The organism is Arthrobacter humicola, from assembly GCF_039531445.1.
In the GTDB taxonomy this organism is placed as follows: domain Bacteria; phylum Actinomycetota; class Actinomycetes; order Actinomycetales; family Micrococcaceae; genus Arthrobacter; species Arthrobacter humicola.
Window position 1 is genome coordinate 32,052 of record NZ_BAAAQB010000026.1, and the last position, 22,068, is coordinate 54,119.

A 22,068-nucleotide genomic window follows, 5' to 3' on the forward strand; every position below is an offset into this window, starting at 1 on the left:
GAGCGGGCGGACCAAGCAGCAGCTGGTCCGCCCTCTCTCTACGTGTGTCAGGAGCAGCCTCATCGCCTCGGGTAGGTTGCCATCGGCCGTGATGGTGGAAGCCGGGCCGCCCGATCATCCATGGCAGGACAGCCGCTACGAGCTGGCGAACACGCCCTTCGTCCGATCTTTTCCTTCATTTTAGAAGTTTTTGCGAATGTTACGGATACTCTCGGAGCCCAGATTTCAGGCATTTAGCGGCGATTTCAAACCCGATCAACCAATCTCTTGCCATTTAATACATGCATAACTACAGTTTTAGCAGTGAACCGCATCACACGGCGGACCTTCACCCCTTGTACACCTTGGCACCCCCTGTGCCTCTCAAAGGAGCTTCGATGTCTGAAACAGCATCGCCCCAGCCGGCAACGACGCCGCTGGATGAAGACGCCGCGCACCTTGCGCGGCTCGGCTACACCTATGACAAGCAGTTCAAACGCGAAATGACGTTCTGGGGGAACGTCTCTCTCGGCTTCACGTATTTGTCGCCCGTCGTGGGCGTCTACACCTTGTTTTCCTCGTCGCTGGGCCTGGGCGGCCCGCCGATGCTCTGGTCATTCCTGATCGTGGGGGTGGGGCAACTCCTCGTTGCGTTGGTCTTCGGTGAAATCGTCTCCAACTACCCGGTCGCCGGCGGCATCTACCCCTGGGCGCGGCGCCTGTGGGGCCGCAAGTGGGGGTGGATGAGCGGCTGGGTGTACTTGACGGCCATGCTCGTGACCATTGCAGGCGTCGCGTTCGGTGCAGGCGCCTACATCGGTGCCGTTGCCGGGGTGGAATTGGGTTCGGACAGCACCAGAATGTGGGCCTTGATCCTGATCGCCTGCGCCACGGCGATCAATCTGGGCGGAACCAAAGTCCTCAACACCATCGCCATGCTCGGACTGATCGCCGAACTCGCCGGCGCGCTGGTGGTCGGCTTCTGGCTCCTCACCACCTCCCGCCACCATGACTTGAGCGTGCTTTTCGATTCCTTTGGGGCGGGCGACGGCGGGAACTACTTCACGGCGTTCGCCGCCGCCGGGCTGATTGGCATCTTCCAGTACTACGGGTTTGAAGCCTGCGGGGATGTCGCTGAAGAAATCGCCAACCCGGGCCGCCGCATTCCGAAAGCCATGCGCATGACCATCTACATCGGCGGATTCGCCGCAACCTTCGTCTGCCTTTCCCTGATCCTTGCGGTTCCGGACTTCGGTGCCGTGATCAGCGGCAAAGACGTTGACCCCGTCAGCTCGGTCCTCGAATCCAGCTTCGGCCCGGTCGGTTACAGGCTCGTGTTGGGCGTGGTTCTTGTCTCGTTCCTGTCCTGTGTCATGAGCCTCCAGGCCGCGGCCAGCCGGCTGGGCTATTCAATGGCACGCGATGAAATGCTGCCCGGAAGCGGGCTATTGGCCAGGTTCAACGAAAAGCGGCACGTCCCGCCCTACTCGCTGGTCCTGGCAGCCATTGTGCCCGCGCTGGTGGTGATGGCCTCCGCCATCCAGGAGAACGCACTCGTCGTCATCGTGTCCTTCGCCGCGCTGGGGATCTACGTCGCCTTCCAGATGGTGGTCCTGGCCGCACTGCGCGCCCGCCTCAAGGGCTGGCAGCCCGCAGGATCGTTCCGGCTCGGCAAATGGGGAGTCCCCGTCAACGTTGCTGCACTCACGTGGGGCGTCCTGGGCATCGCCAACATGATCTGGCCCCGCACGCCGGACGCCCCCTGGTACGAAAACTACCTCGTCCTGCTGTCGGCCGCCGTCGTGGTCGGCATCGGCCTGGCCTACATGCTCATAAAGAAGCCGTACCGCCACAGCAACGTGCCTGCAGCCGACGCAATTCCTTCCGGGGAGCCACGAATCACCGTCCCCTCTAACAGCTGAGAGTCCGATCTAGCTAAGGGCAGCACCGCCCCGCCTGCGGCGATCCGCAGGCATCCACCAAGAACACGCCGCATGCCCGTGCTGCGGCATGCCAGAAGAAAGGCTCCACCCATGAGCATCTCCCTGGAAACTCCATACCTGGATATTTCCGACCCCAGCTTCGCCATGCAGTCCGAACAGCTTCGCGAAGCCCGCGAACAGAGTTGGTACGCACGCACCAACTACGGCATTGCCGTCTTGCGCTATGACGAAGTGAGCAAGCTGCTCAAGAGCCCCAAGCTTTCACAGGGAAGCGGCAAATGGCCGGACCACAACGGCGTGCACGGCGGGCTGTTCTATGACTGGTGGACCAAGAACCTGCTCGTTCTCGAAGGCGAGGACCACCACCGCATCCGCCGGCTGCTCAACCCCGCGTTCTCTCCCCGGATGATCAAGGAGTTGACCCCGCGCTTCCAGGCGCTGGCCGAGGAACTGATTTCGAACTTCATCGACAACGGCGGGTGCGAGTTCATCCGTGACTTCGCGGAACCCTACGCCACCCGGGTGCTGGCCATCCTGCTGGGCATCGACGAAAGCGAATGGCCCACGATCGCCCGCCTGGCCTCCACGGTGGGGCTTGCCCTGGGTGTCACGTTCAAGCGTGACCTCGAGAAGGTGGACGCCGCCGTCGGGGAACTTTATGAGTACGCCGAAGCCTTGATCAAGGACCGCCAACAGCAGCCCGGTGACGACTTTGTCAGCCGGCTGGTCCTCGCCAGCCGCGACGGCGACCGGCTCAGCGACGAAGAACTGCGAAACGCCCTGGTCCTGCTGATCTTCGGCGGCATGGACACCACCCGCAACCAGCTCGGCCTGGCCATGCAATCCTTCATGCGCAACCCGGAGCAGTGGGAGCTGCTCGCCGAACGGCCCGAACTCGGCGGCAAAGCGGTTGAGGAAGTCATGCGCACCAACCCGACCGTCACATGGGTGACCCGCGAGGCAGTCGAAGACTTCACCTACCAGGACCTCTTCATTGAAAAGGGCACCACAGTGCACCTCTTCACCCAGTCCTCGGGCACGGATCCGAAGGCATTCCCCAACCCCGAAATGGACCTGCTGGCCGAGAACCCGCCGCATTACGGCTTCGGCGGCGGCGTGCACCACTGCCTGGGCCACTTCGTTGCACGCGCCGACATGAGTGAAGCCCTTCCCCTGCTGGCCAGGCGCATCGCCAACCCCCACCTGACCGGCGGAGATGAGTGGCTGCCCGACTCCGGCAACACGGGCCCCATCCGCCTGCCGATCGGCTTCACCAAGCGCACCTAGCCCGCCTGGCTCGCCGGGCAGCCAGCGCCGAACCGCCAAGAACCAACCGCATCACGAATTAAGGAACATCATGGGAAACATCCACGTCGACCGGAAACTCTGCGACAACCACGGCCAGTGCGCCATCGCCGCCCCGGACGTCTTCCGAATGAACGACGACGGCATCCTCGAGTTCGAAGAGGGGTTTGCCGACACCCTTCTGGACGAGGTGGAAGAAGCCATCGACGTCTGCCCCGTCCAGGCAATCTTCCTGAAGGACTAGGCATGTCCGCCAGGATCGTCGTTGCCGGGGCTTCGATGGGCGGCCTCCGGGCCGCCGAACAGCTCCGCGCCGCCGGGTGGGAGGGGGAGATCGTCGTCGTCGGCGAGGAAGCCCACCCGCCGTACAACCGGCCGCCACTGTCCAAAGCGCTCCTCGCCGCGCCGGGCACCCCGGAGGAAGCCCTCGCTGCGGTGCAGTTCAGGCCCCGGGCCAGCGCCACCGGCATCGAATGGCGCCTGGGCACCAAAATTGTCGCTGCAGACCTCGCCGCCCGGACCGTAACGCTGGGCAGCGGCGAAAGCATCAGCTATGACGGGCTCGTCATTGCCACAGGCCTTCGCCCGGCGCGGATCGTCGCGCCCGGGCCGCTGGGTGGCCGCCATGTGGTCCGCTCTCTGGAGGACACGCTCGCCCTGCACAAAGAACTCGTGCCAGGGGCCCGCGTGCTGGTGGTGGGAGCGGGCTTCATCGGCTGCGAAGTGGCAGCCACCGCCAGCGAGCTCGGTTGCAGCACCGTCCTCGTGGAAGGCGCGAGCGGCCCCATGGAACGCTCCCTGGGCAAGGAACTGGCCGATGGCGTCCGTGGCTTCCTCAATGCCCGCGGCGTGGAGACCCATTCCGGGGCGCGCGTCACGGAATTCCTCACCAAGGAAAACGACGACGACGACGCCGGCACGTGCGGCGGAGTTGTCCTCAGCGACGGGACGAGCCTGGCGGCCGACGTCGTGGTGGAGGCCGTGGGCTCCCACCCGAACACCGAGTGGCTGCAGGGGAACGGCCTGGACCTCAGCGACGGGGTGCTCTGCGACGAACATCTTCGCGTCGTGAACGCGGGACCCGTGGTGGCGGTAGGCGATGTTGCCCGCTTCCCGGACCTTCGCACGGGTGCCGGCGCCCGACGCGTGGAGCATTGGGCCATCCCGACGGACACCGCCAAGATCGCCGCCCCCGCGCTCCTCGCGTACCTCGCCGGCGAGGAACCGGCCGAAGCCTCCGCCCCGCTGCCGTCTTTCTGGACGGACCTGTTCAAGATCCGAATCCAGGGCGTCGGCAGCCCGGCGCTCGCCGACTCCATCGAGGTTTTCGAGGGTGACACCTCCGCCCCGGAGGCGGGGGTCGCTGTCGGCTATTTCAAGGAGGGCCGCCTGATCGGAGCAGTCACCGCGGGCCTGCCGGCCGGCACCCAGTTGCGCTACCGCAATGCCGTCCTCAACCAAGAGCCGCCCTGCGCCCTTGCCGTTGCGCACGGCGCAGCTTCCCGAACTTAACAACAAACGAAAAGAGCTCGATCCACATGACTTTGGAAGCATTGACTACTGTTCACGATCTTCTTCAAGACCGCGGCGCATTCGCCCAACACCAGGAACGGAACCTGCGGGCCGAAACCGTGCGGGAGCTCGGCCGCAAGATCGAGGCGGCCGGCGTCGAGTACATCTACTACGCGCTGCCGACCCTCGGCTCACGGATGGTGGCCAAAATGGTCCCCGCAAACCACTTCCGCCGGAACCTCGAGAAGGGTATCTGTTTCCACCGGACAGCCCTTTCCGACCTGCAGACGGACCGGTACGGCGCACTGATCGGCGGCGGCGTCGAGGCCCACGAGTTCTGGGCGCTTCCGGAACCGGACACCTTTGTGGTGCTGCCGTGGGACACCAAGGTGGCGCGGATCTTCTGCACCGCCTATGAGCCGCCGCACCTGCCGGAAGTCGGAGGCCGGCCCCTCGCCATCGACAGCCGTGCGCTGCTCATCCGCGCCCACCAGGCCTTCACGTCCCGCACCGGGTTTGAGGTCCGCTCCGGCACTGAGCCGGAGATGACCTGGGAGGGCCCGGGCATGGAAGTCGTCAAGAAGCCCGGTTCCAGCCCGGCCTACCAGGTTGAAAATCTCGAGCGTATGCGGCCCATCTACAAGCAGCTGGTCAGCTACGGCAAGGCCATGGGGCTGGACATGATCGAGGGGGACTACGAGGACGACGGCCAGCTCGAGCTGAACTGGATGTACGACCGCGTGGAAAACACCGCCGACCGCCTGGTGACCTACCGTCAGATCTGCAAGCAGGTGGCGAGGGAATTCGGCGTCACCGCCAGCTTCATGCCCAAGCCCTACAACGGCCAGATGGGCAACGGCTGCCACCACAACCTCAGCCTGTGGGCCGGCGACACCAACGTCATCGAAGACCAGGGACGAGTGGAGCTGCACGTCACCGAGACCGCAAAACACGCCATCGGGGGCCTGCTCGAACACGCACCCGGCTCCATGGCCGTGATGGCCTCCACCGTCAACTCCTACAAGCGCTTCTGGGACGCCGGACAGTTCGCCCCGAGCCTCGCCAACTGGGGCCTCGACAGCCGCGCCTGCCTGGTCCGCATCTCCGCGAACGGCCGGATGGAATACCGCGTTCCCGACGCCGCGGTCAACCCCTACCTGTCCCACACGCTGATCATCGCGGCCATGGAGGACGGACTGAACCGCAAGATCAACCCCGGTCTGCCGGATGAGACCGGAGCCTCCAGCCAGGGACAGCTTCCGCTGACGCTGGGCGACGCCGTCGACGCCTTCGCCCGGGACACTTACCTGACCGGCCAGCTGCCGGCCGACCTCGTGGGCATCTACACCCAGCTCAAGCAGGAGGAGTGGGCCCGCTACTGCGGCGCCATCACCGAATGGGACCGCGAGATGTACTGGGAGACGATCCCGTAATGAGCCTCCTGAAACTTGCCTGCATCGATTCGAAGGCACTGCCGCTGTTTGACCTGAAGGACGACGCCGGGCGCCGGCGCGGCTACGAGCCGGAGGCCGCGGAGCTGGTGGTGTCTGCCATGGGCCACGAGGTTGAGTGGACGTTCCTGGCCTGGGACGACATGCTGCCGGCCGTGCGCGATGGACTGGTCGATGCCGTCTGGTGCGGCCAGGGCATCATTCCGGAACGGAAAGTCGTGGTGGCCTTCACCGATCCGTACGCCATCTTCGATGAGACCGTGCTGGTCCGCAAAGGCGATCCCGCGCGTGCTCCGGAGGACCTGGCCGGCTACCGCGTGGCCGCGATCGAAGGCAGCGCCAACATGAAACTCGCCGTGACGCTCCCGGATACCGTTCCCGTCGCCTTCACCGGCGAGGACGTCTTCGGCGACATGCTCGCAGCGCTGCGGAACGGCGACGTGGACGCCATGGTGGATGACGACGTCGTCACCGTCCCGTTGGGGGACGAACCGGAGTACGACGTCGCCTTTACCGTCGCCACCCGCAACCGCTGGGGCATCGGCGTCGCCTATTCGAACCCCGGGCTGCTGGACGAGTTCAACCGTGCGCTCCGCGACGTGATCGCCGACGGCCGGCTGGAGGAGATCTGGACGAAGTGGATGCCGCACCTGGACTTCCCACTCGCGCCCGCTGCTGAGGGTACCGAGAGCCGGCAGGTGCCCGCATGAGCCGGCCCCTCATCGGTGTCCCGGGGATGTGGTCCGACTCCGTCCACGGGCTGCGCTTCGCGGGCGCCGCCGTCGCCGTCGCCGTGCTGGAAGCGATCGACCGTGCCGGGGGAGAACCGGCCATCATCTTCCCGGGCAGCTCCCAGGACACACGGGACCTGCTGGGCCGCTTCGACGCGGTGCTCGTTCCCGGAGGATCGGACATCGATCCGGCACGGTACGGCCAGGAACCGGATGCCAACCATGCGCCCGCGGACTACGCCGGCCAGGACGAGTTCGAGGCCGGCGTCATCAGCGCATGCCTGGACTCCGGGGTTCCCCTGCTGGCCATCTGCCGTGGCATGCAGCTACTCAATGTCACGCTGGGAGGCAGCCTGGTCCAACACCTTGAGGGCAGCCCGGTCGGACACCGCGGGGAGCTCCACGACGTCGCCGTTGCCGAGAACTCCCTGTTGCATCAGGTGACGGGGGAGCGGAGCATCGTCGTCTCGTCCTATCATCACCAGGCCGTTGGCCGGCTCGGCAGCGGGCTCCGCGTGACAGCCAGCGCGGCTGACGGCGTGGTGGAGGCCCTGGAAGTACCGGGATCTGCGGCGCTGGCGGTGCAGTGGCATCCGGAGGACGACGCCGGTGCCCGGCTTAGCGACCAACTCCTGTTTGAGTGGCTGGTGAGCCAGGCCGAACAGCGGTGCGCCGGACGGCGCCAGCTTGGAGCGGCGATCCACCAACCCGAACCAGCCAGCGCGGGAGCCGTTCTCTGATGGGCGCCGAGGAACGTGAACAGCTGCGGGTCGATCCCGCAGCGGTGGTGCCGCCCGGTTTTGACGCCCTTCCCGACGACGCGCCGGAGGTGGCCGTCGTCGTCTCGCTGACGTTTCCCGGGATGGGGGCTGAAAGCCAGCGGTTGATGGAGGACTTCACGAGGGGTGCTTTTCAGGAACTGCTCGACGTCGGAGCCCGCGCGGTGCTGGTGGACAGCGCCGCTGCTCAGCTTCCGCCGCCGGAGATCGTCGCGAACGCGGATGCCGTGCTGTTTCTCGGCGGCGGGGATGTCGACGCAACGCTCTACGGGCACGAGGGGCCGGTGCCCAACTCCTACGGGGTGGACAGCCGGGCAGACCACTATTGCCTTGCCCTCATCCACCAGACACTGGCTGCCGATCAGCCCCTGCTGGCCATCTGCCGCGGCTCCCAGCTGCTCAACGTTGCCTGCGGCGGGACACTCATCCCGGATCTGGTTCCTTCGGAGCTTCACAAGGGCGGTCCCGGGCAACCCCTCTTCCTGGACGAGGAGGTCACGCTCCAGCCGGCCTCCAAGGTTGCCGCGATCTTTGGCAGGGACAGGCTGGTTGTCCGTTCCGGCCACCATCAGGCCGTGGGCGAAGTGGCCCCAGTGCTCAGGGTCGCCGCGCTCGCCCACGACGGCGTGGTGGAGGGAACCGAGCATCCCGGCCGGACGTGGGTTGTTGGGGTGCAGTGGCACCCGGAAGACCCGGCTGCTTCGGCTGTGGACCGGCGGGCGCTCTTTACCGAGTTCGTGGCCCAGACCGTTCAGCGCCGCCGGCTGGGGGTTGACGGCACGGAAGGGCTGGACGCCGCGGAGGGGCTGGTGACCTCTTTCAGCGTTTCCTGATAAAACCGGTGCGTCCGGAGCAGCCAGCAGCCGCTCCGGACGCACTTTTTTATTTCTGGCAGAGCAGGGACAGGCCCAAGTGCGGCACGTTGAGGCCAAGGCGGAGCTCGCCGGCCGAGTCCAGCTTGACGCGTTCACCCACCAGATACTTGCCGGAGTTGCCGACAATCACGCGGCCGCTGGCATTCACGACGGCAGCATCGCCGGGGATGGAGCGGAGAATCGGCATGAACGCCGTCTCCAGCTCCTGGACCTTGATGTCGCAACCTGCCACACCCATGAAGCGACCCCCCACGAAGAACGGGTTGGTGTGCGTCAGGATGTAGTCGTCGGCGCCGAGGTAGTCCAAATACGGGCCCCAGATCGTCTGGTGCCCCGTCGCGGCCGCCGTCGTGAAGAACGGGAGCTTTTCGTAGTCGTAAAAGCGCTCGCCGCCGGGCGCGAGGTCAAACTCCAGCTTCTCTACGACGCCAGGCTTGGTCCGGGACCACCATTCAAGAACACCCTGCTGTTTTTCAATGACCGCGGAAGAGAAAATTGCCCCTGCGCCGACGGCAAACGGGTGCCCCGCGAGGAACTCCCTGGAGAGCTGTTCCAAACCCAGCAGCGAGTCCTGGTCCACCTTGTCCCGGCCGCCAAGGTTCCGGGCGAGCAGCTCGGTGACGTCGCCTGTGAAGGCGGCGACGTCGGATGCCACGGTGTTCATCCAGCGTGAAAGGGCGTCGGCGGCCTCGACCGGTTGGGGTGTCATTTGCCCTCCTGCTTTTCTTCGGCGTAGCCGAGGGTCAATTTGGTATCGATCAGATGGTGGACATTGCGTCGAATGTGGTCCAGGGCGAGTTGCTGTGCTTCGCTCGACCGGTCCTCCGCGATGGCTCGAACCAGGGCGAGGTGCTCGGCCGCGGCACGTTCCGGATCGAATTTCGTCGCCAGCGGTGCCCACAGGAGGTGGCCGGTTTCGGCCTGCAGCCGGATCTCCGCATTGGTGAGGCGGGGAGATTGAGCCGTGACGGCCACTTCGATATGGAAGCGGCTGTCCGCCCGGGCGCAGACTTCAGGAGAGGGGGCAAGTGCCGTGCCCCTCGCCAGGTCCTGGAGCCGCTCGATGTCATGGGCCTCTGCCCGTTCGCAAGCCAGCCGCGCTGCGGCCGCGGCGATGGCGGAATGTTCGTCGCCGATGTCGCGGATTTCCGCGATCGACGTCGCCAGGAACCAAGCGCGCATCGCGCCGTCCGGCGTCGAGGGCTGTTTGACGATGAACGTTCCGCCGCTCCTGCCCCGGCGGGTCTCGACAATGCCCTGTTCCCGCAAGTCGGCCAACGCTTCCCGGAGGGTGGCGCCTGCGACGCCGAACATCTCGGAGAGGGCGGCCTCAGTGGGCAGGCGCTCGCCGACCTTGAGCATTCCCAAGGCGATGGCTTTGGTAATCCGGTTGACTATGGCGTCTGCGCGTTCGACTTCCGGCAGTGATCTGTAGATCTGCAGTTGGAAGGACGTGGGCGTTTCCAAGGTGTCTGCGCTCCACTGGTTGGTCGACGGGTTCCTTCATGTTAGCGGTCCCGGACGGAGCGGGTTGCGCTCCGCCCGAAACTGACAACATCCTAACAAAAAATAATCCTTCAATACTAGATTATTTAGCGGCTTTCCCGTACTTTGCTTCTATGACCTACTACCGCACAATCAACCCGGCCACTGGCGAAGTCGTGGCCGAATTCCCCGCCGCCACCGCGGAAGAAATCTCCCAGGCCCTGGACTCTGCCCAGTCGGCATACCTCTCCTGGCGGCAGCTCGATTTGGCCGAACGCAGCCGCCTTCTGCGCAATGTGGCGTCGTTGTACCGGGAGCGGGCGCAGGAGCTTGCCCGGATCATCAGCGTCGAGATGGGGAAACCCGTGTCGCAGGGTGCCGGCGAGGTGGGGCTCGTGGCCGACATCTTTGACTACTACGCCAATGAAGGCCCTGGATTCATGGAGGATCAGCAGCTCACCGTCCGCGGAGGCGGCGAAGCCATTGTCCGTTCGGCGCCCGTGGGCGTGCTCCTGGGGATCATGCCGTGGAACTACCCCTACTACCAGGTGGCGCGCTTTGCCGCTCCGAACCTGATGCTGGGCAATACGATCGTGCTGAAGCATGCCCGGAACTGTCCGCAGTCGGCGCTTGCCATCCGGCAGATCTTCGACGACGCCGGCCTGCCGGCCGGCGCCTATGTCAACGTCTTCGCCACCAACGAGCAAGTCGCGGAAATCATCGCAGACCCCCGCGTGCAGGGCGTCTCCCTGACGGGCTCCGAGCGGGCCGGCTCCGCCGTTGCGGAGGTAGCGGGCCGTCACCTGAAGAAGTATGTCCTGGAACTCGGAGGTTCCGATCCGTTCATTGTCCTCGACGGCGAAGACCTGGATGCGACGGTCAAGGCCGCTGTGGGCGGTCGCATGAGCAATGCCGGGCAGGCCTGTACCGCATCCAAGCGCTTCATGGTGGTCGAGGACATCTACGACGCCTTCGTGGAGAAATTCACGGACCGGATGGCCGCCATTAAACATGGAGATCCATTGGATTCGGCCACCAAATTCGGCCCGATTGCCTCGCGGCAGGCCGCCTCTGAACTGATCGAGCAGGTTCAGGATGCGGTCCAGAAGGGCGCCACCCTGCGTACCGGCGGAAGCCTTGTTGAGGGCGCCGGCTCATTCATGGAGCCCACCGTGCTGACCGACGTCGTTCCGCAGATGCGCGCCTACCACGAGGAACTGTTCGGGCCCGTGGCGGTCATCTACAAGGTGAAGGACGCCGACGAGGCCATCGAGCTGGCCAACAGCTCGCCATACGGCCTGGGCGGCTCGGTATTCAGCGCGGACATCGCCAGGGCCAAGTCCGTGGCTGACCGGCTGGACACGGGCATGGTCTTCATCAACAGCACTGCTGACTCCCAGGAGGACCTGCCGTTCGGCGGGGTCAAACGATCGGGCGTGGGGCGCGAACTGGCGCGCTCGGGAATGGAAGAATTCGTCAACAAGAAGCTGATCCGCACGCCTGCATAACGTTAGAGGACCGCTTCTTCCTCGAGGGACGCGGCAGACCCGGCGGGCGCGGGACCGCCATCCTGTGCCCGCTTCCGGGCGATGCCGCCGGCGAGGGCCACACCCGTGGTGAGAAGTGCGGTGAGCAGCACGCCGAAGCCCGGATGCACGTGCAGCAGGGCCGCTCCGACGGCGGCACCGGCCAGGATGAGCACGACGGCGCCAAACCGGCGGCCTGCGTGGGCGCCCTTGCCGCCGCCGAGGCGGGAATCGGCGGCCAGCCCGGTCAGCGTCGAGGTCACCACTACGGTGGTGACATCCTTGACGCTCAGGTGCCGGGCCGTGGCCGCCTGGATCCCCATAGCGACCGCCAGCGCACCGGTGATTGCCAGAGTGACGGGGTCGCCGGCGTGCGGGGCGTGGAAGAGCAGGACGACGGCGACGGCCGCCATCGTGAGGCCGACGGCGGTCAGCAGGGCCGTGGTCCGCCGGCTCCAGCCGGCGGCTTCGGGTCGAAGGGCACGGCCGGCGATCACGGCGCCAAGCATGAAACAGGCCAAGGCAATAGAGGGTCCGACGACGGGCAGGTTGTCGGCGCCGAGCAGGGCCATGCCCAGGATGACGACGTTGCCGGTCATGTTGCCGGTGAAGACCCGGTCCAGGCCCAGATAGCCGACGGCGTCGATGACCCCGGTGGAGAACGTCAGCACGAGCATGAGGAACAGGTGCAGCCGGGCCGGTTCGGCGGACTTCAATCGTCCAATCATGGGTTCACTCTTTCCGGGCCGGTCAGCTGATGGCGGCCGCGGTCAGCGGCTCGCCGTTGAGGTATTCGAGCTGCCAGCCGTCGACGGGGTGGTGGTGGACCAGGTTCAGCGCGGCGTTGTCGATGCTCTGCAGCGTGCGGCTGATCGCGCGGCCGAGGCTCAAGCGGATGAGTGTGCCGTGGGCGACCACCAGGACGCGGCGGCCGCGGAACTCCTCGGCCAGGGCTTCCAGCGCACCCAGCCCGCGGGTGGCTGCGTCGTCGTCGCTTTCGGCGCCGCGGAAACCGTCGGGCGTGCGCAGGGCCTCCAGCTCGGGGCCGCCCTGCAGGCCTTCGGCGGGTCCGAAGTGACGCTCGGTGAGCTCCGGGACGCGCTTCGCCACGCTGAGTCCGAGCCCTGCGGCGATCAGGTCGGCGGTTTCCGCGGCCCGGCTTAGCGGCGAGGACACGACCGCGTCCCACTCGTAAGCGGACAGCGTGGCGACGGCGTCCCTTGCCTGGCCGCGGCCGACGTCGTTCAGCGGAATGTCGGTGGATCCCTGCAGCCGGCGCTGCGCATTCCAGTCGGTCTGGCCATGACGGATGAGCGCAAAAGTCGTAAGGGTCATGCGTCCATTCTGCCCTGAGCGGGGATCGGCCCGGGAAACCGGGGTGTCACGACGCCGGCTGCAGCGGGCCGGGACACGTGCCGCCTTCGAGTATTTTCCGGGCCTGTGAGTAGGTGATGGCGAGCCGTTCGGCTTCTCCGCACTCAAGCACGACGGCGGGGATCTAGCCTGGCTGCCAGGAACCACGGCGAACACCTATGAGGGAGACATCGCGGCATCTTGACACGCCTAAGATCCCGGAATACCTTCGGCCTTAACGAGGCACTTCGCCCGTTTCTCACTGGTTTTTTTCACAGTATTACTCGGCGGTCTAAGCGGGCTGCTGACCCTGGCCGCGAAGCCAGGAAAGGAGAGACCCTCCTGTGCCGGCTCGGGGAAGTTGGGGACCACAGCAAACTGTGGCACCCGGCAGCGCCCCGGGAACGGCCGGAAACGACGGCCTGACCGGGCGACCCGACGGCGTGTGGGTCTGCGCGTCCGGCCGAGGCACGACGCCGGGGGAATCCAATTTCGGTCTCTCGCCAACAAGGAGTCGGAAATGTCTGAAGGTGTTGGATTGATTGAGCGGTTTTACAAGGACGTCATCGAGAGCGGTAACCTCGCCCTCATTGATGAGCTGGCCGCGGATAGCTACGTGGATCACGAAATGGCCCTCCCCGGGCAGCCGTCCGGAAAAGATGGCGTCAAATTCTTTGTGAACACGATGCGGTCGGCCTTCCCGGATATCAAGGTCAAGGAGATCGAGCCCTCGGTGACGGCCGGAAACATGGAAGCGTGCCACGTGGTTCTCGCGGGTACGCATCGTGGCGACCTGGCCGGCATCCCCGCAACGGGAAAGAGTGTCGAGTTCGACTGCACTGACATCATCCGTGTCGAGGGAGGCAAGGTGGCCGAGCATTGGGGCACCACGGACAACCTGAGCCTCATGCAGCAGATTGGCGCCGTGGCCGTTGGCTGAACTAGGCGACGAACAACAGGGCCGACGCCCCGCAAAGAAAAAGTGGCTGTCCACGTTCCCTACAGGGAAACGCGGACAGCCTTTCGACGTCGACGTCGTTCGACGGCGGCTCTGTTCGACGGCGGCGCCGCTAGCCTGTAGCCCACAGGACGGACGTCACGCCCGCCGCTGCCAGGTTCAGCGGCGGCGGCTCTGAGGGAAGCCAGTCGTCGGCCGGCCGGAGTCCTGAGGAGCTCGACCCACGACCGGCTCGTACGATTCAACTGATCTCGACGGCTTCACCGCTCACGATAATCCCGCCGGTCGGGGGAATGTCGACGGTGAGCACGCTCGGGCGGCCGACATGGCTGCCCTGGTGCACCACCACGCGGGCGGGCGGCGCCACGAATGAAAGCAGGCGGAGGTATGCGCCGAAGGCAGCGGCGGCCGAACCGGTCGCCGGATCTTCGGTGATGGTGCCCACCGGGAAGAGGTTGCGCGAGTCGAACTCGCCCGGCCCCATCTCGTAGAGGGTCGTGACGGTGCCGGCCCAGTTCTGGGCATCCATCAGCGTGCGCATGGAAGCCGGGTCGAAAACGAAGGAGTCAAAGGCCTTGCGTTCCGCGAAGACGAGAATGGGGTGCCAGTTCCCGGCAAAGGCGATCATCGGAGGGTACGCCTGGTGCAGCTCATCCCGGCCCACGCCGAGCAACCCGAGCAGGGTGGTCAGGACACCGTCGGGGAACTCGGCCACTCGAGGCTCCACGCTCGTGAAGCTTGCCGTCACCGCTGAGCCCTGGCCTGCAGTCTCGATCGCGACCGGCCCCACAGGGGTCTCGAAAACAAAGGTCCCGGCACCATCACGCCCTGACAGCGCTACGGCCAAGGCAATCGTGGCATGGCCGCAGAACGGCACCTCCGCAATCGGGGAGAAGTACCGCACACGGTTTCGGCGGGAGTCCCCCTCAACCGCCACCTCCGTAAGAAAGACCGTTTCGGCATACCCGACGTCGGCCGCGATGGCCTGCATTCGGGTGTCATCGAGCCGGGTTGCGTCCAGGACTACTCCCGCCGGATTTCCGCCGTCGGGGGTGGTGGTGAAGGCGGCATAGCGCAGGACTTCCGTGGTCTGTTCCATTCGGACATCGTCGCACAGCGGTCCAGGTGGCGGAGAGCGCCATGCGCCTTGCTGGCCGTACTTTGCTAGGTGTCGGCGTCGGCGTCGGCGTCTGTAACTATGCGCAGCTTCTCAAACGAATCAGTCCAGCCTCTGCGGTGCAGCTCAAGCCGTTCGTCCGTCAGGAACGGTCCCTGCGAGAGCACCGGGCGCGAGGCATTCTCTGCCTCCCCGGGCGAGAGATCGACGACGGTTTCACGGTCATCGGGTGTGGGCTCCTCCCACGTGAAGGTGTAGACAAGGCGCCACGGCGGATCGATTTCCAGGAACTTGCCGGCGAGGTGGAAGGTCTCGCCGTCGGGCGGCGCTGCGCGCAAGCCGGATACCAGGCGGCCCTATTTCCGCAGACCCAAATCGGTCCATAATGGCCACATAACTTCGGGGATCCCTCACGCTGACGATGGGTGTCGCTGCGTTGAAGAGTCCCAGGTGGCTGCCCCGGCTTTGCGCAAGGGACGGTCACGGGCCCCGGACAAGGATTCCGGGGACCAAAACCGGGGGGAGCAACGCCGTCGCTGCGATCATCAACGCACTGAAGGGAATCATCATGCTCAAGGATTCAAACATCATGGCTGTCCTACCCGCGAAGGACATCAACAGGGCTAAGGAGTTTTACCGGGAGAAGCTGGGAATCGAACCCTCCGAATCCATGGAGGAGGGCAGCGTGATGTACAGCTGCGGCCAAGGAACCCGCTTCCTCCTTTACCAGACAGACAATGCCGGGACCGCCAAGAACACCCAGATGGGCTGGGAGACGGACAATCTCGAGCGCGAGATGGAGGAACTGCGAGGCCGCGGCGTCGTCTTTGAAGACTACAATTTTCCCGGTCTGAAGACGGAGAACGGCATTGCCACCGCTTCCTGGGGAAAGGCAGCCTGGTTCCTGGACAGCGAGGGGAACATCATCAACATCGCCCAGCGCTCGTAGGCCGGAGTCTGACACCGATCAGCGACTCCATCTCTACCGCCGGCAATGGAGCCGGAGGGAACCGGACCGCGCCTTGAGGGCGGGAGCCGGTCTCGGGCCTGACGTCGCCGCTGGACAGGGCAACTGGACAGGGCAACGAGCGCGTTCAGAACAGCAGGGTTCGCAACAGTGGCTACCCGCACACCCTAGGTCGTGTCCGGTTTCCCACCCCGGAGGTGCCGGTGGTGGAGTTCGTAGCTGTCGAACACATCGGAAGATGTGGCTCCGGAATGGCCGAATTTGCCGCGAAGGACCTCCGCGAGTCCGTCGAGCGCCGCGTGGAGCATCCGTCCAGCGAACTGCAGTTCAGAGCTCTCGCTGCGCTGGGCCTGGGATGCCAGCTCGTGGGCGTAGGCCACCGTGGCGGGCAAGGAGCCGCGCTGCTCAATTTCACGGAAGTAGTACGTTTCATGGAAGGCAAGCAGGTCTATGGTCACCGTGGCCACGTTTCCGGCAATTGCCTCCAGCAATCCGGTAGCGTGACTGGGCTCCATGTCCAATACACCGGCCGGACCGGCAGCCTCCCTGAAAAGAGTCAGCTGGTGGGCAAGGGCCCGGCGGCGGTTCAGGGCCGGGAACGTCTGCAGGATCCAAGTGACCGTTGCTGTCAGCAAGCCGAAACCGGTGACGGCCTGGAGGGCGACAACCAGCCTGAGCACCGGATCCGTTGCCACGATATCGCCAAACCCCACGGTGGAAAGAGTGACCATGGAGATGTAGAGGGCTTCGGCAAAGTCGGCCCGCAGTGGAACCCCGGCTCCGTAAACAAAACCGTCCGTCAGATGGGGCAGGTATAGCAGAGCCCAGCCGATCGCCGCCAAGCCTGCCCAGGCTCCAATGACAGCGGCCATCGCCAAGGGGGCTGCTATGAAGGAGCCCCGGCCCCGCAGTTTTCTCGATACAAGCCAGAACCCGCGCATGATCGCCCGGCCCAGAGGACCGGAACCATGCGGATAAAGGAGTGTACGAAAGACGTCAACGAGCATCAGCAGAACCAGCCCGGTCCCCAAAACCGTCCAGAGCATGTCCTCGAAGTCCATGCCTCATCTTATGGGCGGTGCTCTTTGAGGAGCAGCCGGCGTGCGACCATCAAAGTGCCGGGAGCCCGTGGCAACTGAACGGTTGACCACCTAAAGCGTGTGGTCCCGCAGCGCGGCCGCGGCACCCCTGTATCCTGAGAATGTAGTTCAAGGGCCCCAGCGGCCATCGACCAAGCCCGGTGCGCAGCCGGATGAGGGGTCTGGAAGCTGGGCCGCAGCCTTGGACGTCGTCGAATCGCCACCGCAATCGTCAGTCTGCGATCGGCACCCGAATGCTCGGAATGGATCCTCTATCAGCATTGAAACACCAGTCCCCGTGGGAATCCCGACGCCGGTCCCCAATCCCGTGCGCGCAGCTGCGGGGGATGAGCCAGTTGTTGTGACCTGGGCCGAGGCCGGGATCAGCATGACCGCGCGATGGCGTTCGGCGAACGGCAGACCGGCGCCGACGCGCGTCGAGGTGGTCTCCGACTCCCTCACGGCCGATGATGCGAACCGGATGGCGTCACAGGGGATCGCGATGCTCTGGCACGGTGACTTCCACAACGCACGGCAGATCCTCAACGCCCTGGACCGGCGGATAGGCGTCGGAAAGAAAGAGATCGCAGCAACTCCGGCCGACAAGTTCTATCGGCACCGCCAGTCCCGCTCGCACCGTGCACGGGTTCTCGGCCTGCTGCTGATTCCTCTTGATCCAGGCCCGGTGGTGCCGCTGCGCCGCGCACCGGACATCCGGCAGGCCGCCGCTGAAGCGTACGGTGATATCGGCGAACCTTCCATTGTGTCCCTGCATGAGCTTGTCGGGGCCATAGGCGCCCACGAGTGGCGACGGAACGGCGTGTACGTCGATGCCCTCCAAGGCCGCATCCACCCGCACTATGGCACGTTCTTCCCCACCCGGAGTGAGTATGTGGATCTCCTGGCCGCCGCTGAGCTGCCCTCTGACACACTGGCGTTCGACGTCGGAACCGGCACGGGTGTGCTCGCTGCCGTCCTCGCGCGCCGTGGGGTCCACCGCGTGGTGGCGACGGACAATGAACCGCGTGCAATCGCCTGCGCCTCTGAGAATTTCCGGAACCTCGGTGTCCAGGACCGTGCTGAGGCCGTCCTGACCGACATGTTCCCGCCCGGGCGGGCACCCCTGATCGTGTGCAACCCGCCCTGGATTCCGGCAACGCCGCACTCCACCCTGGATAACGCCGTCTACGACCCCGGGAGCAGGATGCTCTTCCGCTTCCTGAACGGACTCTCCGACCATCTGGAGCCGGGCGGTGAGGCCTGGCTTGTCCTCTCCGACCTGGCCGAGCACCTTGGCCTGCGGACACGTCAGGATCTGCTGACCGCCATCACGGCGGCCGGGCTGAAGGTGGTGGAACGGCTGGACACCAAGCCAACGCATCCAAAGGCATCGGACCGCGACGATCCTCTGTTCGAGGCGCGCGCCGCGGAGGTCACGTCGCTGTGGCGGCTTGTTCTCCGCTAGCCCGCCACCACCACCGCCGCCTTCGCGGCCTGCGTGGCCTCCATCCATTCGCTCATCCACGGTGCCCGGACGCTCGACGTGATCCGGCAGTCGGCTACGAAGGTTCCCCTGGCGCCGGCGTCGATCCAGTCTTGGAGCGCCTCAAGGTCTGCGAGTGATCGGATGATCGCCGACTCGGCACCGAGCGCGCGGGCGACGCCGCTGAAGTCTACTTCGGGGATCAGCATTGGCTTTTCAGTCAGGCCTTGGGAACCGTACTGGTGGATTTCGGCTCCGTAGGAGGCATCGTTGTAGATCACGACGACGGCGCTGTCCGCCGCCCCGATCAGCGATTCGAGGTCGGACAGACCCATCAGGAAACCGCCGTCCCCGGAGGCCAGCACCAGTGTGCGGCCGTCCTCCACCGCGCGGGCTGCCCCGACGGCGCTGGCGAGGCCGAGCCCGATGGTCTGGTAGGCGGTCCCCACCATGACCAGGTCCTGGGGCCTGGGGATGTGCCAGTACATGGGTGCCCATCCGAGGAAGTGCCCGCCGTCCTGGACCACCGTGCGTCGCTCCGGCAGCACGGCGTCCAAAGCGGTTGCGAGGGAGCGCGGGTCCAGCCGGCCATCCGCGGTTTCGTCGGAGCCGGGGTGGTGGGCTGGTCCTTCGGCCACTCGTTTGCGGGCTTCTGCGCGCCACGCTCCTGCGCGGCTGGCGTCCGGCGAGGCCGCGCCATCCAGCATCCCCAGGATGTGTCCCGCAGCAGACTTCACGTCCGCGCTGACGAAGGTGTCCACCCGGGGGTGCGTCGGCTGCAGGGCGGTGTCGATCTGGATGACGGTGCTGTCCGGGCCGAGCAGGTGCCCGAACCGCATGGTGAAGGGGCTCAGGCTTGCCCCGGCCACGAGGACCACATCGGCCTCACCCATGAGCCCGGCCGCGGTGTCCGTGCCGAAGCCGCCCGCGACGCCGAGATACCCGTCGCCCTGGAGGAGGTTGAGCGCCAGGGCGGTTCCGGCGGTCAGGGCGCCCAGACGGTCGGCGAGCTCCCGGAGCTCCGGGGCGGCGCCGGCGAGATGCGCACCGCGGCCGGCGAGGATCAGCGGCCGCTTCGCCCCGGCGAGCAGGCGGGCTACCTGCCCAAGGCCGCCGTCGACGTCGTCACTCACCGCCGGTGCCAGCGGCGCCGGAAGTTCCTCGTCCGCAGCCTCGAGGGCCGCGAGGTCGTAGGGAATGGCAATGACGACGGCGGTCCGCTTGGTGAGCGCATATTCCACCGCCTGCTGCGTGATGGAGCCCGCGGCATCGCGGGTGACGGTGAAGGTGGCCGCGCCGAGTGCTGCGGCGATTGCCGCCTGGTCCACGTCCCAGGGCCGGGCGCCACTGGTCGGAGCGTCGCCGGTGACCAGCACGACGGGGATTTGTGCCTGGACCGCCTCTGCGAGGGCGGTGAGTGCGTTGGTGTAGCCGGGGCCGTAGGTGGTGGTGCCGGCTGCGAGACGTCCTGACGTCCGGTAGTAGGCGTCGGCCGCGGCGATGGCGGCGCCTTCATGGCGGACGGCGGAGAAGCGGAGGCCCAGCTTTTCCGCGGCGTCCAGGAAGTAGACGTTTCGTTGCCCATGACGCCGAAGACATCGCTGAGGTAGCTGCTGAGAACCTGCGCCACGCGGCCGGACACGGTAAGTGAAGTCATGCAGAAATCTTGTGGGCTGGTTCACAGATAGGCAAGACAGTCGGATTTAATTGGGATTCTTGGCAGTAAGTAGGAGTATTAACTGAAAATATGCCCACTTGTGGCCTGCATCACCTGGATTTACGCCGAAGGGCGGGATTCCTGCTCGGAGAGCCGGTTCAGGAGGCCGTCGTAGCGGGGCGGAATGAGTTCCAGTACGGAAATGGCCGTGCTGGTCCGTTGGATCCCCTCGATTTCCAAGATCTCGTTGGTGATGCGGTAGAGATCTGCCGTACTGCGGGCCACCACCTTGGCCATGAGGTCCGCATCCCCGGTGGTGGCGTGCACCTCGATGACCTCCGGGATCGCGGCGAGTCCGTTTTCCACCGCGCCTGTTCGCGTCTGGCTGATGGACAGTGAGAGGAAGGCCATAAGGTCATAGCCAAGTGCGGCGGGATCCAGCCTCCGGCTGAAGGAGCGGAGGGCGCCGCTGCGCTCGAGCCGTGCCAGCCGGGCGTGGACCGTGTTCCGTGCGACGCCGAGCGTCCGCGAGAGTGCCAAGGCGCTTGCTTCGGGATCCTTGTCGAGGGCCAGGATGATCCTGCCGTCGAGAGAATCCACGGTGCGAGGATTCGGGATGGTCATATTTTCACCACAGACAGTAGATGTTGAGCAGAAGTCCCAATGGTTTGAGGGTATCTTGCAATGTGGGAGGGGTCACAATCATGATCGATCCTCATGACCCGTGATCAGCTCCTGACCGCACCGGACACCGCGCTTCCCACCCTTCGTGGCGCGGTGGCCGGACTTCCGCCCTACGTCCCGGGCCGGCGCAGCGCCGGCACAGACATCGCAGCCCTCGCCAGCAACGAAAGCCACTACGAGCCACTGCCCGCTGCCGCCGCTGCGGTGGCCGCAGCGGCCGGTACGATGAACCGATACCCTGACAGTGCCGCCGTCGAACTCCGCGAACGGATTGCCCGCCACCTCGGCGTAACGGCCGGAGAGGTGGCGGTGGGACCCGGCAGCGTCGGCGTCCTCCAGCAGATCATCACCGGCCTGTGCGACGCCGGGGATGAAGTGATCTTCGCGTGGCGTTCCTTCGAGGCCTACCCCATCCTGGTGGAGCTGGCAGGCGCCCAGCCGGTCCGCATCCCGCTGGACGGCGCTGAGGGCCACGACCTCGATGCCATGGCCGCGGCTGTCACTGCCCGCACGAAGGTCATCCTGCTCTGCACCCCCAACAACCCGACCGGCGTGCCGATCAGCCACGACCGCATCGAGGCCTTCCTGCGGTCCGTCCGCTCGGACATCCTCGTGGTGATCGACGAGGCCTATGTGGAATACGCCGAAGCGGGCAGCGGCCCCGATTCCCTGGCGCTCTACCGCCAGTACCCCAACGTCTGCATCCTGCGCACCTTCTCGAAGGCCTACGGACTCGCCGGCCTGCGCGTGGGATACGCCGTGGCCGCGCCGGACATCGCTGAGGGACTGCGCCGGACCGCCCTTCCCTTCTCCGTGAGCGCGCTGGCCCAGAAGGCGGCCATCGCGTCGCTGGACGCCGGAGACGAGATGGAAGCCCGGGTGGCCGCCGTCAAGCAGGAGCGCACCCGAATGGCCGCGCAGCTGGAAGCCCAAGGCTGGAACCTGCAGGCGAGCCAGGGCAACTTCCTGTGGATCCGTACGGACGACTCCCTCCAGGCGAGGCTGGTGGACGCGTTTGACCGCGCGGGCATCATGGTCCGGGGATACCAGGGGGACGGTGTGCGGATTACCGTTGCCGGCCCCGCCTCCAACGATCGCGTGCTCCGGGTCTTGGAAGCCCACGCAGCCTGAGAAACCGACTGACCTGAAACCCCATCCGTTCCACCAACAAACCAGAGGACTCC

21 protein-coding genes and 1 pseudogene are annotated in these 22,068 nt (G+C 65.7%); 13 read left to right on the top strand and 9 right to left on the bottom strand.

What is annotated here, in order from left to right; all coding sequences use genetic code 11:
- Positions 1-377: 377 nt before the first annotated feature.
- The 8 genes from ABD243_RS08950 to ABD243_RS08985 all read left to right on the top strand — a co-directional run bounded on the left by ABD243_RS08950 (position 378) and on the right by ABD243_RS08985 (position 8,533).
- Positions 378-1,901 (top strand): APC family permease, encoded by a 1,524-nt coding sequence (locus tag ABD243_RS08950; protein ID WP_344364490.1) that lies wholly within the window; start codon positions 378-380, stop codon positions 1,899-1,901.
- Positions 1,902-2,012: 111 nt separating this feature from the next.
- Positions 2,013-3,209, top strand: coding sequence for a cytochrome P450 (locus ABD243_RS08955; protein WP_344364492.1), 1,197 nt, complete (start codon positions 2,013-2,015; stop codon positions 3,207-3,209).
- Between the two features lie 70 nt (positions 3,210-3,279).
- Complete coding sequence (locus ABD243_RS08960) at positions 3,280-3,471, top strand: ferredoxin (RefSeq protein WP_344364495.1); 192 nt, start codon at positions 3,280-3,282, stop codon at positions 3,469-3,471.
- A gap of 2 nt (positions 3,472-3,473) precedes the next feature.
- The gene (locus tag ABD243_RS08965) at positions 3,474-4,739 is read left to right on the top strand and encodes an NAD(P)/FAD-dependent oxidoreductase (protein WP_344364498.1); all 1,266 of its coding nucleotides are present in this window, start codon (positions 3,474-3,476) and stop codon (positions 4,737-4,739) included.
- 26 nt (positions 4,740-4,765) lie between these two features.
- On the top strand, positions 4,766-6,172 hold the full coding sequence (locus tag ABD243_RS08970) for a glutamine synthetase family protein (protein WP_344364500.1): 1,407 nt from the start codon (positions 4,766-4,768) through the stop codon (positions 6,170-6,172).
- Entirely contained in the window at positions 6,172-6,900 is a 729-nt protein-coding gene (locus tag ABD243_RS08975) for an ABC transporter substrate-binding protein (protein WP_344364503.1), read from the top strand. The genes ABD243_RS08970 and ABD243_RS08975 overlap by 1 nt, the downstream gene beginning before the upstream one ends.
- Positions 6,897-7,661, top strand: a complete 765-nt coding sequence (locus ABD243_RS08980) for a gamma-glutamyl-gamma-aminobutyrate hydrolase family protein (protein WP_344364505.1) — start codon at positions 6,897-6,899, stop codon at positions 7,659-7,661. Before ABD243_RS08975 ends, ABD243_RS08980 begins: the two co-directional genes overlap by 4 nt.
- Positions 7,661-8,533 (top strand): gamma-glutamyl-gamma-aminobutyrate hydrolase family protein, encoded by an 873-nt coding sequence (locus ABD243_RS08985; RefSeq protein ID WP_344364507.1) that lies wholly within the window; start codon positions 7,661-7,663, stop codon positions 8,531-8,533. The genes ABD243_RS08980 and ABD243_RS08985 overlap by 1 nt, the downstream gene beginning before the upstream one ends.
- Before the next feature lie 49 nt (positions 8,534-8,582).
- On the opposite strand, the gene ABD243_RS08990 is transcribed toward ABD243_RS08985, so the two are convergent.
- Positions 8,583-9,284, bottom strand: coding sequence for a cache domain-containing protein (locus ABD243_RS08990; protein WP_344364509.1), 702 nt, complete (start codon positions 9,282-9,284; stop codon positions 8,583-8,585).
- Complete coding sequence (locus ABD243_RS08995; RefSeq protein WP_116768112.1) at positions 9,281-10,042, bottom strand: FadR/GntR family transcriptional regulator; 762 nt, start codon at positions 10,040-10,042, stop codon at positions 9,281-9,283. Before ABD243_RS08995 ends, ABD243_RS08990 begins: the two co-directional genes overlap by 4 nt.
- Before the next feature lie 152 nt (positions 10,043-10,194).
- On the opposite strand from ABD243_RS08995, the gene ABD243_RS09000 reads away from it, so the two are divergent.
- A complete protein-coding gene (locus ABD243_RS09000; protein WP_344364514.1) occupies positions 10,195-11,568 on the top strand; it encodes an NAD-dependent succinate-semialdehyde dehydrogenase in 1,374 nt (457 codons plus the stop codon).
- A gap of 2 nt (positions 11,569-11,570) precedes the next feature.
- On the opposite strand, the gene ABD243_RS09005 is transcribed toward ABD243_RS09000, so the two are convergent.
- On the bottom strand, positions 11,571-12,314 hold the full coding sequence (locus ABD243_RS09005) for a YoaK family protein (RefSeq protein ID WP_344364517.1): 744 nt from the start codon (positions 12,312-12,314) through the stop codon (positions 11,571-11,573).
- A gap of 22 nt (positions 12,315-12,336) precedes the next feature.
- The gene (locus ABD243_RS09010; protein WP_344364519.1) at positions 12,337-12,921 is read right to left on the bottom strand and encodes a histidine phosphatase family protein; all 585 of its coding nucleotides are present in this window, start codon (positions 12,919-12,921) and stop codon (positions 12,337-12,339) included.
- A gap of 538 nt (positions 12,922-13,459) precedes the next feature.
- Between ABD243_RS09010 and ABD243_RS09015 the strand changes: the two genes are divergently transcribed.
- The gene (locus tag ABD243_RS09015; RefSeq protein ID WP_344364522.1) at positions 13,460-13,879 is read left to right on the top strand and encodes an ester cyclase; all 420 of its coding nucleotides are present in this window, start codon (positions 13,460-13,462) and stop codon (positions 13,877-13,879) included.
- A gap of 259 nt (positions 13,880-14,138) precedes the next feature.
- Here ABD243_RS09015 and ABD243_RS09020 read toward each other — a convergent pair whose 3' ends face one another.
- Both ABD243_RS09020 and ABD243_RS09025 read right to left on the bottom strand, forming a co-directional pair.
- The gene (locus tag ABD243_RS09020; protein WP_344364524.1) at positions 14,139-14,996 is read right to left on the bottom strand and encodes a PhzF family phenazine biosynthesis protein; all 858 of its coding nucleotides are present in this window, start codon (positions 14,994-14,996) and stop codon (positions 14,139-14,141) included.
- A gap of 65 nt (positions 14,997-15,061) precedes the next feature.
- Positions 15,062-15,352, bottom strand: coding sequence for an SRPBCC family protein (locus tag ABD243_RS09025; RefSeq protein WP_344364526.1), 291 nt, complete (start codon positions 15,350-15,352; stop codon positions 15,062-15,064).
- A 230-nt stretch (positions 15,353-15,582) separates the two neighbouring features.
- Between ABD243_RS09025 and ABD243_RS09030 the strand changes: the two genes are divergently transcribed.
- The gene (locus ABD243_RS09030; protein WP_344364528.1) at positions 15,583-15,963 is read left to right on the top strand and encodes a VOC family protein; all 381 of its coding nucleotides are present in this window, start codon (positions 15,583-15,585) and stop codon (positions 15,961-15,963) included.
- Between the two features lie 185 nt (positions 15,964-16,148).
- On the opposite strand, the gene ABD243_RS09035 is transcribed toward ABD243_RS09030, so the two are convergent.
- Entirely contained in the window at positions 16,149-17,042 is an 894-nt protein-coding gene (locus ABD243_RS09035; protein WP_344364531.1) for a potassium channel family protein, read from the bottom strand.
- A 406-nt stretch (positions 17,043-17,448) separates the two neighbouring features.
- On the opposite strand from ABD243_RS09035, the gene ABD243_RS09040 reads away from it, so the two are divergent.
- Positions 17,449-18,525: a methyltransferase gene (locus ABD243_RS09040; protein ID WP_425547164.1), complete on the top strand. Its 1,077-nt coding sequence runs from the start codon at positions 17,449-17,451 to the stop codon at positions 18,523-18,525.
- Here ABD243_RS09040 and ABD243_RS09045 read toward each other — a convergent pair.
- Positions 18,522-20,200 (bottom strand): annotated as a pseudogene (locus ABD243_RS09045) (thiamine pyrophosphate-binding protein). The gene ABD243_RS09040 and the pseudogene ABD243_RS09045 overlap by 4 nt on opposite strands.
- A gap of 120 nt (positions 20,201-20,320) precedes the next feature.
- Entirely contained in the window at positions 20,321-20,824 is a 504-nt protein-coding gene (locus ABD243_RS09050; protein WP_344364536.1) for an Lrp/AsnC family transcriptional regulator, read from the bottom strand.
- A 93-nt stretch (positions 20,825-20,917) separates the two neighbouring features.
- On the opposite strand from ABD243_RS09050, the gene hisC reads away from it, so the two are divergent.
- A complete protein-coding gene (hisC, locus tag ABD243_RS09055) occupies positions 20,918-22,015 on the top strand; it encodes a histidinol-phosphate transaminase (RefSeq protein WP_344364538.1) in 1,098 nt (365 codons plus the stop codon).
- Positions 22,016-22,068 lie beyond the last annotated feature (53 nt).

Excerpts from the sequence above, each read along its gene's own strand:
- ABD243_RS08950 (WP_344364490.1), top strand. The coding sequence starts at position 378 with ATGTCTGAAACAGCATCGCCCCAGCCGGCAACGACGCCGCTGGATGAA.
- ABD243_RS08955 (WP_344364492.1), top strand. The coding sequence starts at position 2,013 with ATGAGCATCTCCCTGGAAACTCCATACCTGGATATTTCCGACCCCAGC.
- ABD243_RS08960 (WP_344364495.1), top strand. The coding sequence starts at position 3,280 with ATGGGAAACATCCACGTCGACCGGAAACTCTGCGACAACCACGGCCAG.
- ABD243_RS08965 (WP_344364498.1), top strand. The coding sequence starts at position 3,474 with ATGTCCGCCAGGATCGTCGTTGCCGGGGCTTCGATGGGCGGCCTCCGG.
- ABD243_RS08970 (WP_344364500.1), top strand. The coding sequence starts at position 4,766 with ATGACTTTGGAAGCATTGACTACTGTTCACGATCTTCTTCAAGACCGC.
- ABD243_RS08975 (WP_344364503.1), top strand. The coding sequence starts at position 6,172 with ATGAGCCTCCTGAAACTTGCCTGCATCGATTCGAAGGCACTGCCGCTG.
- ABD243_RS08980 (WP_344364505.1), top strand. The coding sequence starts at position 6,897 with ATGAGCCGGCCCCTCATCGGTGTCCCGGGGATGTGGTCCGACTCCGTC.
- ABD243_RS08985 (WP_344364507.1), top strand. The coding sequence starts at position 7,661 with ATGGGCGCCGAGGAACGTGAACAGCTGCGGGTCGATCCCGCAGCGGTG.
- ABD243_RS08990 (WP_344364509.1), bottom strand. The coding sequence starts at position 9,284 with ATGACACCCCAACCGGTCGAGGCCGCCGACGCCCTTTCACGCTGGATG.
- ABD243_RS09000 (WP_344364514.1), top strand. The coding sequence starts at position 10,195 with ATGACCTACTACCGCACAATCAACCCGGCCACTGGCGAAGTCGTGGCC.
- ABD243_RS09005 (WP_344364517.1), bottom strand. The coding sequence starts at position 12,314 with ATGATTGGACGATTGAAGTCCGCCGAACCGGCCCGGCTGCACCTGTTC.
- ABD243_RS09010 (WP_344364519.1), bottom strand. The coding sequence starts at position 12,921 with ATGACCCTTACGACTTTTGCGCTCATCCGTCATGGCCAGACCGACTGG.
- ABD243_RS09015 (WP_344364522.1), top strand. The coding sequence starts at position 13,460 with ATGTCTGAAGGTGTTGGATTGATTGAGCGGTTTTACAAGGACGTCATC.
- ABD243_RS09020 (WP_344364524.1), bottom strand. The coding sequence starts at position 14,996 with ATGGAACAGACCACGGAAGTCCTGCGCTATGCCGCCTTCACCACCACC.
- ABD243_RS09030 (WP_344364528.1), top strand. The coding sequence starts at position 15,583 with ATGCTCAAGGATTCAAACATCATGGCTGTCCTACCCGCGAAGGACATC.
- ABD243_RS09035 (WP_344364531.1), bottom strand. The coding sequence starts at position 17,042 with ATGGACTTCGAGGACATGCTCTGGACGGTTTTGGGGACCGGGCTGGTT.
- ABD243_RS09040 (WP_425547164.1), top strand. The coding sequence starts at position 17,449 with ATGACCGCGCGATGGCGTTCGGCGAACGGCAGACCGGCGCCGACGCGC.
- ABD243_RS09050 (WP_344364536.1), bottom strand. The coding sequence starts at position 20,824 with ATGACCATCCCGAATCCTCGCACCGTGGATTCTCTCGACGGCAGGATC.
- hisC (WP_344364538.1), top strand. The coding sequence starts at position 20,918 with ATGACCCGTGATCAGCTCCTGACCGCACCGGACACCGCGCTTCCCACC.